The 15607-nt window shown below is 60.3% G+C and carries 18 protein-coding genes; 8 read left to right on the top strand and 10 right to left on the bottom strand.

Features of this window, described 5'->3' with window-relative positions; genetic code table 11:
• The first annotated feature begins 184 nt into the window (after positions 1 to 184).
• The 6 genes from potF (at position 185) to rlmC (ending at position 6164) form a co-directional block, all read left to right on the top strand.
• Positions 185 to 1294, top strand: a complete 1110-nt coding sequence (gene potF / locus ACJ8HN_RS09605) for a spermidine/putrescine ABC transporter substrate-binding protein PotF (RefSeq protein WP_033637811.1) — start codon at positions 185 to 187, stop codon at positions 1292 to 1294.
• Between the two features lie 123 nt (positions 1295 to 1417).
• Complete coding sequence (potG, locus tag ACJ8HN_RS09600) at positions 1418 to 2554, top strand: putrescine ABC transporter ATP-binding subunit PotG (protein WP_442523313.1); 1137 nt, start codon at positions 1418 to 1420, stop codon at positions 2552 to 2554.
• 24 nt (positions 2555 to 2578) lie between these two features.
• Complete coding sequence (gene potH, locus ACJ8HN_RS09595) at positions 2579 to 3541, top strand: putrescine ABC transporter permease PotH (RefSeq protein WP_033646669.1); 963 nt, start codon at positions 2579 to 2581, stop codon at positions 3539 to 3541.
• Positions 3538 to 4383 (top strand): putrescine ABC transporter permease PotI, encoded by an 846-nt coding sequence (gene potI, locus ACJ8HN_RS09590; RefSeq protein ID WP_016928360.1) that lies wholly within the window; start codon positions 3538 to 3540, stop codon positions 4381 to 4383. Before potH ends, potI begins: the two co-directional genes overlap by 4 nt.
• A gap of 104 nt (positions 4384 to 4487) precedes the next feature.
• A complete protein-coding gene (locus ACJ8HN_RS09585; protein WP_048321404.1) occupies positions 4488 to 4967 on the top strand; it encodes a YbjO family protein in 480 nt (159 codons plus the stop codon).
• A gap of 69 nt (positions 4968 to 5036) precedes the next feature.
• Positions 5037 to 6164: a 23S rRNA (uracil(747)-C(5))-methyltransferase RlmC gene (gene rlmC, locus ACJ8HN_RS09580; protein ID WP_060419788.1), complete on the top strand. Its 1128-nt coding sequence runs from the start codon at positions 5037 to 5039 to the stop codon at positions 6162 to 6164.
• On the opposite strand, the gene ACJ8HN_RS09575 is transcribed toward rlmC, so the two are convergent.
• From ACJ8HN_RS09575 to ACJ8HN_RS09540, 8 genes are all read right to left on the bottom strand, one after another.
• A complete protein-coding gene (locus ACJ8HN_RS09575) occupies positions 6161 to 6445 on the bottom strand; it encodes a type II toxin-antitoxin system RelE family toxin (protein WP_442523312.1) in 285 nt (94 codons plus the stop codon). The genes rlmC and ACJ8HN_RS09575 overlap by 4 nt on opposite strands.
• On the bottom strand, positions 6435 to 6686 hold the full coding sequence (locus tag ACJ8HN_RS09570; RefSeq protein WP_004928423.1) for a type II toxin-antitoxin system Phd/YefM family antitoxin: 252 nt from the start codon (positions 6684 to 6686) through the stop codon (positions 6435 to 6437). The genes ACJ8HN_RS09575 and ACJ8HN_RS09570 overlap by 11 nt, the downstream gene beginning before the upstream one ends.
• A gap of 101 nt (positions 6687 to 6787) precedes the next feature.
• Positions 6788 to 7522 (bottom strand): arginine ABC transporter substrate-binding protein, encoded by a 735-nt coding sequence (gene artJ / locus ACJ8HN_RS09565; protein WP_197806593.1) that lies wholly within the window; start codon positions 7520 to 7522, stop codon positions 6788 to 6790.
• Between the two features lie 199 nt (positions 7523 to 7721).
• Entirely contained in the window at positions 7722 to 8390 is a 669-nt protein-coding gene (gene artM / locus ACJ8HN_RS09560) for an arginine ABC transporter permease ArtM (protein ID WP_033637817.1), read from the bottom strand.
• Positions 8390 to 9106: an arginine ABC transporter permease ArtQ gene (gene artQ, locus ACJ8HN_RS09555; protein ID WP_442523311.1), complete on the bottom strand. Its 717-nt coding sequence runs from the start codon at positions 9104 to 9106 to the stop codon at positions 8390 to 8392. The genes artM and artQ overlap by 1 nt, the downstream gene beginning before the upstream one ends.
• 9 nt (positions 9107 to 9115) lie before the next feature.
• Positions 9116 to 9847, bottom strand: a complete 732-nt coding sequence (gene artJ / locus ACJ8HN_RS09550) for an arginine ABC transporter substrate-binding protein (RefSeq protein WP_039566746.1) — start codon at positions 9845 to 9847, stop codon at positions 9116 to 9118.
• A 32-nt stretch (positions 9848 to 9879) separates the two neighbouring features.
• On the bottom strand, positions 9880 to 10608 hold the full coding sequence (gene artP, locus ACJ8HN_RS09545; RefSeq protein ID WP_038884338.1) for an arginine ABC transporter ATP-binding protein ArtP: 729 nt from the start codon (positions 10606 to 10608) through the stop codon (positions 9880 to 9882).
• Positions 10609 to 10871: 263 nt separating this feature from the next.
• Positions 10872 to 11414: a lipoprotein gene (locus ACJ8HN_RS09540; protein WP_043147096.1), complete on the bottom strand. Its 543-nt coding sequence runs from the start codon at positions 11412 to 11414 to the stop codon at positions 10872 to 10874.
• 159 nt (positions 11415 to 11573) lie between these two features.
• On the opposite strand from ACJ8HN_RS09540, the gene ACJ8HN_RS09535 reads away from it, so the two are divergent.
• Both ACJ8HN_RS09535 and ACJ8HN_RS09530 read left to right on the top strand, forming a co-directional pair.
• Positions 11574 to 11897, top strand: coding sequence for a heavy metal-binding domain-containing protein (locus ACJ8HN_RS09535; RefSeq protein WP_033637822.1), 324 nt, complete (start codon positions 11574 to 11576; stop codon positions 11895 to 11897).
• A gap of 119 nt (positions 11898 to 12016) precedes the next feature.
• Positions 12017 to 12853, top strand: a complete 837-nt coding sequence (locus ACJ8HN_RS09530; protein ID WP_033646661.1) for an N-acetylmuramoyl-L-alanine amidase — start codon at positions 12017 to 12019, stop codon at positions 12851 to 12853.
• Here ACJ8HN_RS09530 and ACJ8HN_RS09525 read toward each other — a convergent pair whose 3' ends face one another.
• Positions 12854 to 13864: an NAD-dependent epimerase/dehydratase family protein gene (locus tag ACJ8HN_RS09525; RefSeq protein WP_033646660.1), complete on the bottom strand. Its 1011-nt coding sequence runs from the start codon at positions 13862 to 13864 to the stop codon at positions 12854 to 12856.
• Between the two features lie 158 nt (positions 13865 to 14022).
• On the bottom strand, positions 14023 to 15462 hold the full coding sequence (locus tag ACJ8HN_RS09520) for a DUF2867 domain-containing protein (protein ID WP_442523310.1): 1440 nt from the start codon (positions 15460 to 15462) through the stop codon (positions 14023 to 14025).
• Positions 15463 to 15607: the final 145 nt, after the last annotated feature.

Genomic DNA, 15607 nt, shown 5'->3' with positions numbered 1-15607 from the left:
CTGCAAAGGGCTTGCGATTTCCCTTGTGGCCACGCGAGCAGGGCAGTGAAAAAAGGCGCATGCAATCATATGCATAGCCATTCAGTTCGCGGTTGCAACGATTGCGCTCGATCAGGAAAGGTTTTGTATCGCTGCAGATACAAGTTCAATTCTATGATTCACCCTGTTTTGGAGGAAGTTACGGATGGTCACCCAACGTAAAAAGTGGTTATCGGGTGTGGTTGCCGGCCTGTTGATGGCCGCGTCCGTCACGGCGTCAGCCGAAGAGAAAACGCTGCACGTGTATAACTGGTCCGACTATATCGCGCCGGATACCCTGGCCAAATTCCAGAAAGAAACCGGCATCAAGGTGGTGTACGACGTCTTTGACTCCAACGAAGTGTTGGAAGGCAAACTGATGGCGGGCAGCACCGGTTATGATCTGGTGGTTCCTTCATCCAACTTCCTCGAGCGCCAGTCGCAGGCTGGCATCTTCGAGCCGCTCGACAAGAGCAAAATGCCCAACTACAAGAATCTCGATCCCGAGATGCTGAAGCTGGTGGCGCACAATGACAAGGACAACAAATACGGCATCCCTTACCTGATGGTGACCACCGGCATCGGCTACAATGTCGACAAGGTGAAGGCGGCATTGGGCAAAGACGCGCCGGTCGACAGCTGGGATCTGATCCTCAAGCCGGAAAACCTCGAGAAGCTGAAAAGCTGCGGCGTCTCCTTCCTCGATGCGCCGAGCGAGGTCTACGCCACCGTGCTGCACTACCTGGGCAAAGATCCCAACAGCACCAACGCGGCGGACTATACCGGCGCGGCTAACGATCTGCTGCTGAAGCTGCGGCCGAACATTCGTTACTTCCACTCGTCTCAATACATCAACGATCTGGCGAACGGTGATATCTGCGTGGCGATCGGCTGGTCCGGCGACGTGATGCAGGCGGCCAATCGCGCCAAAGAGGCGAAGAACGGCGTGAACGTGGCCTACGCGATCCCGAAAGAAGGGGCGCTGACCTACTTTGACATGTTCGCCATGCCGGCGGACGCCAAGAACAAAGACGCCGCCTACCAGTTCCTGAACTTCCTGATGAAACCTGACGTGATGGCCGGCATCAGCAACTATGTCTATTACGCCAATGCGGTGAAGGACTCCACGCCGTTGGTGAACGCTGAGGTGCGCAATAACCCGAACGTCTATCCGCCGGCCGATCTGCGCGCCAAGCTGTTCACGCTTAACGTACAGTCGCCGAAGCTGGACCGTGTCATTACCCGCGCATGGACTAAAGTTAAAAGCGGGAAGTGATGATGGGGGGATATCCCCCGATCGTCGGTAAACCGGCAGGCGGGCGCTCCCCGCCTGCATTGCCGTTTTGGGCCACGGCGCTCGCCGTGGTTTTGTGCCGCTTTACGCCGGAGAGCACCCCGATTGAACGACGCCATCCCTCGTCCTCAAGCCAAGTCGCAGAAGGTTTTCACCCCTCTGCTGGAAATCCGTAACCTCACCAAAACCTTCGACGGGCAGAACGCGGTCGAAGACGTCAGCCTTACCATCTACAAGGGCGAGATCTTTGCGCTGCTCGGCCCGTCCGGCTGCGGTAAGTCCACCTTGCTGCGCATGCTGGCCGGTTTCGAGCAGCCCTCGGAAGGGCAGATCGTGCTCGATGGGCAGGATATGTCGCACGTGCCGCCGTACCAGCGGCCGATCAACATGATGTTTCAGTCCTACGCGCTGTTCCCGCACATGACGGTGGAGCAGAACATCGCCTTCGGCCTGAAACAGGACAAAATGCCACGGGCGGCGATCGCCGAACGGGTGGCGGAAATGCTGGCGCTGGTGCACATGCAAGAGTACGCCAAACGCAAGCCGCACCAGCTTTCCGGCGGCCAGCGGCAGCGGGTGGCGCTGGCGCGCAGCCTGGCCAAGCGGCCCAAGCTGCTGCTGCTGGATGAGCCGATGGGCGCGCTGGACAAGAAACTGCGCGATCGCATGCAGTTGGAAGTGACCGACATTCTCGAGCGCGTCGGCGTCACCTGCGTGATGGTGACGCACGATCAGGAAGAGGCGATGACCATGGCGGGGCGCATCGCCATCATGAACCGCGGCAAGTTCGTGCAGATCGGCGAGCCGGAAGAGATCTACGAACATCCGAACAGCCGCTTCAGCGCCGAATTTATCGGCTCGGTCAACGTCTTCGACTGCGTATTGCAAGAGCGCCACGACGATGCGCTGATCCTGCAAAGCCCAGGGTTGCGCCATGCGATCAAAGTCGATCCGGACGCCTCGGTGGTGGACGGCGTGCCGATCCAGGTGGCGCTGCGGCCGGAAAAGATCCTGCTGTGCGAACAGGTGGTGCCGGAAGACGGCTGCAACTTCGCGGTGGGAGAAGTGGCGCATATTTCCTACCTGGGCGATCTGTCCATTTATCACGTGAAGCTGCACAGCGGGCAGATTATCAGCGCCCAGCTGCAAAACGGCCACCGTTTCCGCAAGGGGATGCCGACCTGGGGCGATGAAGTGCGTCTGTGCTGGGAAACCGACAGCTGCGTAGTGTTGACGGTGTAGTGGAGCCGGTGAGGAGTAACCCGTATGACCCTGCTTTCTGAACGCACGCCGGAACCGCCGGCCAAAACGCCCGGCACCCTCAAGGCGCTGTTCCACCGCCTGCTGATGGCTCACGGCCGCAAGCTGGTGATCGCGCTGCCGTATTTATGGCTGACGCTGCTGTTCATGCTGCCGTTCCTGATCGTGTTCAAGATCAGCCTGGCGGAGCTGGCGCTGGCGGTGCCGCCTTACACCGAGCTGATGAGCTGGGTGGACGGCAAGCTGAACATCGCGCTCAACTTCGCCAACTACCTGCAGCTGACCGACGATCCGCTGTATATCGACGCCTACCTGCAGTCGCTGCGCGTGGCGGCGGTCTCGACGCTGTGCTGCCTGATCATCGGTTATCCGCTGGCCTGGGCGGTGGCTCACAGCAAGGCGTCAACCCGCAACATTCTGCTGCTGCTGGTGATCCTGCCTTCCTGGACCTCGTTCCTGATCCGCGTCTATGCCTGGATGGGCATTCTGAAAAACAATGGCATTCTTAATAACTTCCTGATGTGGCTGGGTGTCATCGATCAGCCGCTGGTGATCCTGCACACCAACCTGGCGGTGTATATCGGCATCGTTTATTCCTATCTGCCGTTTATGGTGCTGCCGATCTACACGGCGCTGATCCGGCTGGATTACTCGCTGGTGGAGGCGTCGCTGGATCTGGGTGCCCGGCCGCTGAAAACCTTCTTCAGCGTGATCGTGCCGCTGACGCGCGGCGGCATCATCGCCGGTTCGATGCTGGTGTTCATCCCGGCGGTGGGGGAGTTCGTGATCCCGGAACTGCTCGGTGGGCCGGACAGCATCATGATCGGCCGCGTGCTGTGGCAGGAGTTCTTCAATAACCGCGACTGGCCGGTGGCCTCGGCGGTCGCCACCATCATGCTGCTGCTGTTGATCGTGCCAATTTTGTGGTTCCACAAACACCAGAACAAGGAAATGGGGGGGCAGGCATGAACAACTTGCCGGTAGTGCGTTCACCGTGGCGCATCGCCATCCTGACGATTGGCTTTACCTTCCTGTATGCGCCGATGCTGATGCTGGTGATCTACTCCTTCAACAGCTCCAAGCTGGTGACGGTGTGGGCCGGCTGGTCCACGCGCTGGTATACCGAACTGTTCCACGACTCGGCGATGATCAGCGCGGTGGGGCTCAGCCTGACCATCGCCGCCGCCTCCGCCACCGCCGCGGTGGTACTGGGGGCCATCGCCGCCGTGGTGATGGTGCGCTTCGGCCGCTTTCGCGGTTCGACCGGCTTCGCGTTTATGCTGACTGCGCCGCTGGTGATGCCGGACGTGATCACCGGCCTGTCGCTGCTGCTGCTGTTCGTGGCGATGGGGCACGCCTTCGGCTGGCCGTCGGAGCGCGGCATGTTCACCATCTGGCTGGCGCATGTCACCTTCTGTACCGCTTACGTGGCGGTGGTGATCAGCTCGCGCCTGCGCGAGGTGGATCGCTCAATTGAAGAGGCGGCGATGGATCTGGGGGCGCCGCCGCTGAAGGTGTTCTTCGTCATCACCTTGCCGATGATCGCGCCGGCGCTGATCTCCGGCTGGATGCTGGCGTTCACCCTGTCGCTGGACGACCTGGTGATCGCCAGCTTCGTCTCCGGCCCGGGCGCCACCACGCTGCCGATGCTGGTGTTCTCCAGCGTGCGCATGGGGGTGAATCCGGAAATTAACGCGTTGGCCAGCCTGATCCTGCTGGTGGTGGGCATTCTCGGCCTGATCGCCTGGTGGTTTATGGCGCGCTCGGAAAAACAACGATCGCGCGAATTGCAGCGGGCGGCCCGTAGCTGAATCGTAACAAACCTGCTATTTTTGCAATCAATAAGTATTGCAACTAACTACCTGACTTTACATGCGCCACCTGTATAGGTGGCGCGTCGTAGCGGAATACGGATATGTCAGACATGCTGAAAAGCGGGCAGGGAATGGGATCGACTTCGGATGCGCCGGTGCCGGTGATGGTGGCGGGTACCGCCATGGTCGCGATCAAGTGTATCAGCGTGGTGCTGCTGCTGGGCGAGCTGGGCGTCGACGGCGCGCAGGAGTTCGTCAACACCAGCGCGCAGGCGTGGGATTCTACCTTTATCTTTCTGGCCGGCCTGCTGCTGCTGTGCCTGCAAATCAGCTGCGGTTTTGCCGTGATGCGCGGCCGCAACTGGGGGCGCTGGGGGTATGTAGCCTGCCAGTGCATCGTGGTGCTTTACCTGCTGTTGGCCACCATCGGCAGCGTCTTTCCCGAGGTGTTCACCGTGGAAGGGGAAACCAGCGGCCAAATCCTGCACGTTCTGATCCTGCAAAAGATCCCCGACGCGGTGATCCTGGCGTTGCTGTTTGTTCCCACCGCCAGCCGCCGCTTCTTCGCCGCGCGCAAGTGAGATTTTAGGCGCGCGGAGTGGTAAACTCTGCGCCCTTGATTCGTCATCCTGAACTTCACGGTAATCTTCATGCATTGCGCTTTGTATACGGCGGGCACCTGCCGTTCCTGTCAGTGGCTGGAAAAGCCCTATCCGCAGCAACTGGCCGACAAACAGCACCACCTGCACTCGCTGCTGGCCGGGCGCGACGTCGCGCAGTGGCTGCAGCCGGTGGCGGGGGAACTGAGCGCATTTCGCAATAAAGCCAAGATGGTGGTCAGCGGCAGCGTGGAGCGCCCGCTGCTCGGCATGCTGCACCGCGACGGCACACCGGCCGATCTGAGCGACTGCCCGCTGTACCCTGCCGGTTTTGCGCCGATGTTCGCGGTGCTGAAAAGCTTTATCGCCCGCGCGGGCCTGACGCCATACAACGTGGCGCGCAAACGCGGCGAGCTGAAGTACCTGCTGCTGACCGAAAGCACGCTCGACGGCGGCGTGATGCTGCGCTTCGTGCTGCGCTCGGAAACCAAGCTGGCGCAGCTGCGCGCCGCGCTGCCGTGGCTGCAGCAGCAGTTGCCGCAGCTCAAGGTGATCTCCGCCAATATTCAGCCGGTGCACATGGCGATCATGGAAGGGGAGCGCGAGATTGCGCTGACCGAACAGCAGGCGCTCGAGGAACAGTTCAATCAGGTGCCGCTGTTCATCCGCCCGCAAAGCTTCTTCCAGACCAACCCGCAGGTGGCCGCCGATCTGTATGCCACCGCCCGCGACTGGGTGCGCGCGCTGGGTATCGACAGCATGTGGGATCTGTTCTGCGGCGTCGGCGGTTTCGGCCTGCACTGCGCGCAGCCGCAAACGCGGCTGACCGGCATCGAAATCAGCGCGGAAGCGATCGCCTGCGCGCGCCAGTCGGCGCAGCGGTTAGGGTTGTTGCACGTAGATTTTCAGGCGCTCGATTCCACCCGTTTCGCCACCGCCGAAGGCCAGGTGCCGCAACTGGTGCTGGTCAACCCGCCGCGGCGCGGCATCGGCCAGGCGCTGTGCGACTATTTGAGCCGGATGGCGCCGGACTATATTCTCTATTCCAGCTGCAACGCCGAGAGCATGGCGAAAGATATCGAGATGTTGCCGGGGTACCACATCGAACGGGTGCAGCTGTTCGACATGTTCCCGCATACCGCGCACTACGAAGTGCTGACGCTGTTGGTGCGGCGTTAAATGCGCTTTTTGGCAGCCGTATAAGCCGCTGAACGTTCGCGTTTGCCCACAGACAGGACCAGAACCACGATCTCCGTTTCCATGACGCGATACACCAAACGAAAGCCTGATGCTCTGAGTTTGATTTTGTAGCAATCGGGCAAACCGGCGAGTTTGTTGGCGGGGACGTGGGGATTAACCAATACCGATACCAGCTTTTTTTTGAACTGTTCCCGGATCACCGGGGACAGTTTTTTAAATTCCTTCAGCGCATGTTCTTCGAATTCAAGCTTATAAGTCATCCAAATTGACCTTAATGCGTTTGCCGTTCATCCGTGAACGAACGATTTCAGCGAGTTCGATATCTTCCAGGTACTCCGCGATAGCCTCCCAGGTTTCCGGTGAGACGTAATATCCCGAAATCTTACCGTTGGTCAGGACGGCGACCGGCTGCCCTTGTGCCTCTTTAAGGGCGGCGTTGGGCGATTTCTTAAAATCGCTGATGCTGACTGCGGAATCGGCAAGAATGGGTTGAACCGTCATGATGTTATCCTTGATGCTAAATTCAGTATCAAATTTAGCACTAATCGGATGGGGTGGCAATCGGATGGAGCCGCCAAAGGATGGCGGCTCCACATGCGGACTTACTGTGGGAACCACTTGTCGTTGATGGCCTTGTAGGTGCCGTCGGCCTTGATGGCGTCCAGCGCGGCGTTCAGCTTGGCCAGCAGCGCCTGGTTGTCCGGGCGCACAGCGATGCCGAGGCCGGTGCCGAAGTATTGCGCGTCGGTAACGTGTTCACCGACCGGCGCCAGCTGCGGGTTGGTTTTCAGCCACTCGTTCACCACGGCGGTGTCGCCGAACACGCCGTCGATACGGCCGTTTTTCAGCTCCAGAATGGCGTTTTGGTAGCTGTCGTAAGAGACGGTGTTAATCTCCGGGTGCTTGTCCTGCATGTATTTCTGGTGGGTGGTGCCGTTTTCCATGCCGAGTTTTTTGCCTTTCAGATCCGCCAGCGAGCTGAACTTGCCTTTTTGCGCAATCACGATCGCCGAGTTGGCGTAGTAAGGCTGGGTGAAGGCGACCTGTTTGCTGCGCTCCGGCGTGATATCCATCCCGGAAATCACCGCATCGTATTTCTTGAATTTCAGCGCGGCGATCAGGCTGTCGAACGCCTGGTTGGTGAAGGTGCACTGCGCCTGCATCTGCTTGCACAGCGCGTTGGCCAGATCGATATCGAAGCCGACGATCTGGTTATTGGCGTCGAGCGATTCGAACGGCGGGTAGGTGGCGGAAGCGGCGAAGCGGATGGTCTCGGCCGCGGTGGCGTTAAAGGTGATTCCGGCCAACATCGTCGCGGCAAGCAGCAGTTTTTTCATGCGTAGAGCTCCTGTCTGGATCCTGAAAGTGATTTTTCGCTATCGTTTGTTTTTACTGGTAATCGCCAGAGGTTTTTGCGAGGACACCTGCTGATAACCCTGCCATCGAGTGAATTAAAATGCAATGAAAATGATTAAATATTGCCTCGAGAATAAAAAAAGCCCCGCACGACGGCGGGGCTCATGAGGGGAGGCGGCCTCAGTTGCGGCGCTCAAACGCCAGCGCGCGGCGCTCCACCAGCCGCATCAGCAGCGTCAACAGGCCGTTGACGCACAGGTACACCAGGCCTGCGGCGCCAAACACCATGACGTCGTAAGTGCGGCCGTACATCAGCTGGCTGTAGCCCATCACTTCCATCAGCGTGATGGTGTAAGCCAGCGAGGTGCTTTTGAACACCAGCACCACTTCGTTGGAGTAAGACGACAGCGCGCGCTTGAAGGCGAACGGCAGCAGGATGCGCAGCGTCTGCCGGCGCGACATGCCCAGCGCTTCGCACGACTGCCATTGCCCGGCGGGAATGGCGCGCACCGCGCCGTAGAACAGTTGCGTGGTGTAGGCCGCGCTGTTCAGCGCCAGCGCTATCATCGCGCACAACCAAGGCTGCGACAGCAGATTCCACAGCCACGGGTAGTCGCGGATCGCCGGGAACTGGCCGGGGCCGTAGTAGATCAGGAAGATCTGCACCAGCAACGGCGTGCCGGTGAACAGCGTCACGTAGATCTTGACCAGCGGCGTCAGGATTGGCGTTTTCAGCGTCAGGATCACCGTCAGCAGCAGCGACAGCACCAGCGCGACGATCAGCGCGGCGACGGTCAGCGTCAGGCTGGTGTGCAACCCTTTGAGGATTTCCGGCAAATACTCAATCATCAGACCGGCCCCCGCTCAAAGCGCGTGGCGCGCAGCTCAATGCGTTTGATGACGTATTGGCTGAACAGCGTCACCAGCAGGTAGATGGCCGCCGCGATCACATACCAGGTAAAGGGTTCTTGTGTGCGGGTGGCGATGCTCTTGGTTTGCAGCATCAGATCGTTCACGCTGATCAGCGACACCAGCGCGGTGTCTTTCAGCAGCACCAGCCACTGGTTGCCGAGGCCGGGCAGGGCGTGGCGCCACATCTGCGGCATGATCAGGCGAAAGAAGATCGCCGCCTTGCCGAGCCCCAGCGCCTGGCCGGACTCCCACTGCCCCGGCGGCACCGCTTTCAGCGCGCCGCGCAGCGTCTGCGAGGCGTAGGCGGAATAGAGCAGGGCCAGAGCGATCACCCCGCACAGGAACGGGCTGACTTCGAAATTGTCGATCGCCAGCTGAATCGGCAGCTGGAACAGACCGAGGTTGAGGGTAAAGCCGTCGGAGAGCATCAGCAGCAGCTGCGACGAACCGAAATAGATAAACAGCACCACCAGGATTTCCGGCAGGCCGCGCAGCACGGTCACCCAGGCGGTGCCGAGCCAGCTGACCGCTTTCCAGCGGGACGATTCCCATACGGCGAACAGCATCGCCAGAATCAGCCCGAGGATCAGGGCGCAAACGGCAAGGCCGACGGTCATGCCGGCGGCGCTTGCTAAAGGTTGAAATTCATTCATCGGGGCGTATTACTGCTGGAACCATTTTTTGTAGATGGTTTCATAGGTCCCATCCTGCTTGATCTTGTCCAGAGCGGCGTTGAACTTGCCCTGCAGCTCGGTGTTCTTCTGGCGTACCGCGATGCCGAGGCCGGTGCCGAAGTAGTCTTTATCCGTGACTTTGGTGCCCACTGCCGCCAGCGCGTCATTCTGCTTCAGCCACTCGTTGACCACCGCGGTATCGCCGAACACCGCATCAACGCGGCCGTTCTTCAGATCCAAAATGGCGTTCTGGTAGCTGTCGTAAGGCACGGTGGTGATTTCCGGGTGCTTGTCGGTCAGGTATTTCTGGTGGGTGGTGCCGTTTTGCACGCCCACTTTCTTGCCTTTCAGCGCCGCCACGTCGGCGATTTTGCCTTTCTGCGCAATGAACAGCGCCGAGTTATCGTAGTACGGCTTGGTGAACAGCACCTGCTTTTCACGTTCGGGCGTAATGTCCATGCCGGCCATCACCGCATCGAAACGCTTGAATTTAAGGCTTGGGATCAGGCTGTCGAACGCCTGGTTGGTGAAGGTGCACTCGGCCTGCATCTCTTTGCACAGCGCGTTGGCCAGATCGACATCAAAACCCTGAATCTTGTTGCCGGCGTCAATAAATTCAAATGGAGGATAGGAGGCTTCGGTAGCGAAACGGATGGTTTCGGCTGCGGAGGCGGAAACGCTGATGCCGGCCAGAACGGCGGCGATTATTAGTTTTTTCATCGCAAACTCCCCAAATTACAGCAAGTTAATTGTTAGTGTGATAAGTAGTTGGCAAACTCGGTGGTCCGCGGCTGCGTGAAGTGGCTGCTGTCGCCTTGCTCCACCACGTGGCCGTTTTCCATGTACACCACGCGGCTGGCGGTCTTGCGCGCCACTTCCACTTCGTGGGTGACGATCACCTGCGTGATGCCGGTGCCGGCCAGTTCGCGAATGATGCTGACGATCTGAGCGGTGATTTCCGGATCCAGCGCCGCGGTCGGTTCATCGAACAGCAGCACCTGCGGTTCCATCATCAGGGCGCGGGCGATTGCCACGCGCTGCTGCTGGCCGCCGGAAAGGTGCAGCGGGAAGCGATCGGCGAAGTCGGTCAGGCGCAGACGCTTGAGCAGCTTGTCGGCGCGCTCCATCGCCTGAGCCTTGGTCAGACCCAGCACGCGGCAAGGCGCTTCGATCAGGTTCTGAACCACGGTGAGGTGAGGCCACAGGTTGTATTGCTGGAAGACCATGCCGACATTTTGACGCAGTTCGCGAATGGCTTTCTCGCCCGGCGCCTGCTTGAAGTCGAATTGGTTGCCGGCGATCTGCAGTTGGCCCGAACGCGGCATTTCCAGCAGGTTCAGCACCCGCAGCAATGAACTTTTCCCGGCGCCGCTTGGGCCAAGCAGCACCAGGGTTTCCCCGGCTGGACAATCCAGCGTGATGTCAAACAGCGCCTGGTGAGCGCCGTAATAGCAATTGATACCGTTAAGTTGAATACTCATGCGCCAGAATTGAATAGACATTGATGCCGCAAATGTTAACTTCCACAGAATACTTATGCAATCTTTGTGCGTTAAAATTTATGAGTGTGCGGCGGGACAGTAAAAGATTAGCACAAGATACCGCGACTCAAGCCGAGGGAGGGGATTTGTGGTGCAGGCTGTGAGATCGGTAGCGAAATTTTTTCTATTGGACGAAATCTGAGCGGCAGGCGGGAGGCGGGGATGGCCGACGCGGCAAACCCGCGTCGGCCTGGGAGCGCGGGTTACTGGTTTTCCAACACCTGGCGCACGCTGCCGTTGGTGGCATGTGCTGGAACATTCAGGTAGCGAATATCATCAACCACCCAGCAGGTGCCTTCGCGCACCATCAGCACTTCGTCCTGCCAGTTCACGGTGCTGTTGGCGTCTTTTTGGTAGCTCAAGTCGACGCGCAGCGGGATGTTTTTCGCATCGGTGTTAGGAATGGTCGAGGCGCTGGCGACGGACGCGCTGCTTGGTCCCTGCGCATTGCCGGAGAACAAGTCGCCGGTGATCCGATGCTTGCCCGGGTTCTGGGCGGCGCTGACCAGATCCTGATACAGCACTTTGCTCAGGTAAGGCTGCAGCTGCGCCAGGCGGTTACTGTCCGGCAGGCCGGCGCCCTGCTGGATGCGCAGGTCATAGAACTTTTGCGCGACCGTATCCGGGCCGCCTTCCACACAGCTGCCGCTGCGGGTGCCGATATCCTTGTATGCCGGCTCCACCGTGGTACAGGCACTCAGCAACAGCGCTAAGGGTAAAACAGCCGCAATCGTTTTTGTTTTCATCTTATTACCTTATGTGAAAGTCTCTACCATGAAGACCGATAGCTTACAGTATAAATGCGTTTTTTGGCCTTGCATTCGTACTGCGTGCCATTGATTAAGCGAACATAACGCTAATCTTCTGGTCATAGATACGTTGAATTAATCAAACAAGGAATTCTGATGCAGCTTTCAACTACCCCGACCCTGGAAGGGTTCACCATCACCGAATACTGCGGCGTGGTCACCGGCGAAGCGATCCTCGGCGCCAACATCTTTCGTGATTTCTTCGCCGGCGTGCGCGATATCGTCGGCGGCCGCTCGGGCGCTTATGAGAAAGAGCTGCGCAAGGCGCGCTTGATCGCGTTCGAAGAGCTGGAAGATCAGGCGAAAGAGCTGGGCGCCAACGCGGTGGTCGGCATCGATATCGATTATGAAACCGTTGGCAAAGACGGCAGCATGCTGATGGTGACCGTCAGCGGCACCGCGGTGAAAGCCAGCCGCTAATCCCACTCCCCAACGCCCTGGCGCGTCCGGGGCGTTTTACTTTGTCCGACGGTGGCTTCCGTGGCGATTATTGATTAACGTTAACGCTATATCAGGTCATCACATCACAGGGAGGATAAGTGAAAATTTGGCCAGGGATCATCGCCGCCGCGCTGCTGGCGGGATGCCAAAACCCGCAGCAGGACACGCTCGTCGATCGCGGCGCTTACCAGCTCGAAACCCTGCATCAGGCGCAGGGTGCGGATCAACGCATCCGCTTTCTGGTGATGCACTACACGGCGGAAGACTTCCACTCATCGCTGAAAACGCTGACCGACGAACACGTCAGCGCGCATTATCTGCTGCCGGCGCATCCGCAGCGCGAACACGGCAAACCGACGGTGTTCCGCCTGGTGCCGGAAGCGATGCGCGCCTGGCATGCCGGCGCCAGCGCCTGGCGCGGCCGCAGCAACCTCAACGACACCTCGATCGGCATCGAAATCGTCAACAAGGGCTTCACCCGCAGCATGCTGTTCACCCACTGGCAGCCCTATACGGCGGAGCAGATCGCCGTGCTGATCCCGTTGAGCCGCGACATCATCCAACGCTATGGCATACAGCCGCAGGACGTGGTGGGGCACAGCGACATCGCGCCGCAGCGCAAACAGGATCCCGGCCCGCTGTTCCCCTGGCGGCAGCTGGCGCAGGCCGGCATCGGCGCCTGGCCGGACGAACGCGACGTGCAGCGTTTGCTGGCGGGGCGCGATCGCCATGCGCCGGTAGCGATGGCGCCGCTGCTCGAAAAGCTGGCGCGTTACGGCTACGCGATCGACCCGTCGTGGAATGCGCGGCAGCAGCGCAATGTGCTGGCGGCGTTTCAGATGCACTTCCGGCCCGACGATGTGCGCGGCGAACCGGATGCGGAGAGTGAAGCGATTGTCGATGCACTGCTGGTGAAGTACGGTGCGGCGCGTTGATTACAGGCCGTGCAGCTTGCCGTGATCTTTCAGCCAGCGGGCGGTGCGCGCGATGCCTTCTTCCAGCGAGACGATCGGCTGATAGCCCAGTTCTTGCTGCGCGCGGGTGGTATCGAGCGTGAGGTCGAAATTGAGTTTGGCGACGCCGTAGTGGGTCAGCACCGGCTCCTTTTCGCTTTTGCTGCCGAGGCGCTCCATGCCGCGCGCCATCATGTCGAGCATCGGATAGGGGACGGAGCGGATATGGCACTTCATGCCCAAATCGTCGATCAGCTGCTGCACCACGGTGCGAAGCGGGCGCGGCTGCTGGTTGGTGATGTTGTAGGCGCGGCCGGACGGCGTATCTTCTTTTAGCGTCGCCAGCCACATGGCGTGCACCGCATTCTCCAGGTAGGTCATGTCCACCATCGCCGCGCCGCCGCGCGGCAGCAGCAGGTTGCCGTAGCGTTTGATCATCTGCAGCAGCCGCGGCAGCATCACCTTGTCGTGCGGCCCGAACAATCCCTGCGGGCGCAGAATGGTGAAATGGGTCTGCGGATTGGACAGCGCCAGCTGCTGGATCACCTGCTCGCCGGCGGCCTTGCTGCGCGCGAACTCGTTGGCGTAGCGCTGCGGGCGAAAGTCTTCGGTCACGTTGCGGTGATGGTGGTAATCGAAATAGATCGCCGGGGAAGAGATGTGAATGAACTGCGCCACGCCGTAGGCCGCCGCCCATTCGCCGAGGCGGCGGGTGGCGCGGACGTTGGCCAGTTCGAAGGCCTCTTCGGTGCCCCAGGGCGAGGTGAAGCTGGAGCAGTGCCACAGCACGTCGACGTCCGTCAGCATCGCCTTGGCCTGCGAAGAGATCAGATTGGTGAGATCGGCATGAATGAACTCCGCGCCCATTTTTTCCAGCAGGCCGCCCATCGCCTGGTTGCGGCCGGTGGCGCGCACTTTGATGCCCTGACGGCGCAGATATTCGACGGCGTTACGGCCTAACCCACTGGTGGCACCGGTGACCAATACCTTCATAACGGACTCTATTCTCACCCAAAATCGGAATACCGGCGGGCGCTTGCGGCGCTCCCAGCAAATAAGATGCCATTCTTCCGTGATTTCGTGCGCTATGCAATCGGAAAGCCCCGAAGCACAGCGGCAAACTGTGCGGTTGATCGACAAATGAACGGCGTTCAGCGCCGTTGGCGGTCCAGGCCCTCGGCAAGTTCGGCGATGCGCTTCGCCATGCCGCGGAAAATGAACAGATGCGCGGGCATCATGGCGAACCAATACAGCAGCCCGCTAAAGCCGGCCGGATGCCACCAGGCGCGCACGTCCAGCGTGCGGCGATCGCCGTGATCGGTAATGGTGAAGCTCAGCCGCCCCAGCCCCGGCGCTTTCATGCCGAACAGCAGCGCCAGTTGCCGCAGCGGTTTCAGCGTGATGACTTTCCAGCCGTCGATCTCGTCGCCCAGCGCCAGGCTCGCGCGCGCCGGGCGGCCATAGACTACGCCGTTGCCGATCATGTCGTCCATGCGGGCGCGGATCCGCCACAGAATATTGGCGTAGAAATAGCCTTCTTCGCCCCCCAGCTGCTGCACCGTTTGCCATAGGGCCTCGCGGGTGGCGGCGGTGTCCAGCGAACAACCGGCCTGTTTCGGATAGTAACCGTAGCCGGGGCGCCAGCGGGCCCGCGCCGCCGGATCGTAGCCCCAGTCGGCGGAATCGACCACCTCCTGTTCGCGCTGCAGCGTGGTGGCGACCGCCTGATCGAAGGTGTGCAGCCGCTGCGGGATCAGCGCCTGCAGCGGCCGGCCGTCGGCGGGCAGATCGTGCTTCAGCCCCTGGATCAGCGCGCGGGCGATCGGCGTCGGCACCGAGGTGATCAGGCTGATGAACCACACCGAAATCAGCCGCGTCGGCAAAGGGATCGGGATCAGCCAGCGCCGCTTGCCGCTGAGGGCGATAAAGCGTTGGAACATATCCTGATAGCTGAGGTACTCCGGCCCGGCAACGTCGAAGATGCGGTGCTCCTGCGCCGGGTGCGCCAGCAGATCGGCCAGATAAACCAGCAGGTTCTCCAGCGCCACCGGCGACGACTTCGAGCGCACCCAGCGCGGCGGCGTCAGCACCGGCAGGTTATAGACCATGTCGCGCATCACTTCGAACGCCGCCGATCCGGGGCCGACGATGATGCCGGCGCGCAGTTCGGTCACCGGCACGCCGCTCTGGCGCAAAATCTCGCCGGTCAGGCGGCGGGCCGCCAGGTGCGGCGAACTGTCGTCGTTCGGCTGCAGCGCGCCGAGAAAGATCACCTGTTTGACGCCGGCATTGCGCAGCGCGTCGCGCAGGTTTTCCGCTGCCTGGCGCTCCTTCTCGATAAAATCGTCGCCGTCGCCCATCGCGTGCACCAGATAGTAAAGCGTATCTGTCTCCCACAGCGCCGCGCTCAGGGTCTCCGGGCGGTACAGATCGGCATACAGGCAGTTGACCTGCGGCCAGTTCCGCTCCTGCAGCCACTCGATGCGCCGCGCGGCGGCGGTAATCTGGTGCCCCTGTTCGATCAGGTGCGGGATCAGGTTCTGGCCTATATAGCCGCTGGCTCCAAGAACCAGTACGCGTTGGGGTGTCATCGGGCCGCCTTGTGCGGTAGTAGAGGATTGGCAGAACGACAGGATGCCAAATTCAGGGTTTAAATGCACTTTTTGTATGGGTATAAGCCGGTTGCATCCATCGTGGCGCAGGTTCACACTACGCGCCCTTTATCGAACGAAAAAC

This window comes from Serratia sp. CY29653, assembly GCF_052169255.1.
GTDB lineage: Bacteria > Pseudomonadota > Gammaproteobacteria > Enterobacterales > Enterobacteriaceae > Serratia > Serratia sarumanii.
Note: the sequence above shows the minus strand (reverse complement) of the source record. Positions and strands in the feature narration are given on the sequence as shown.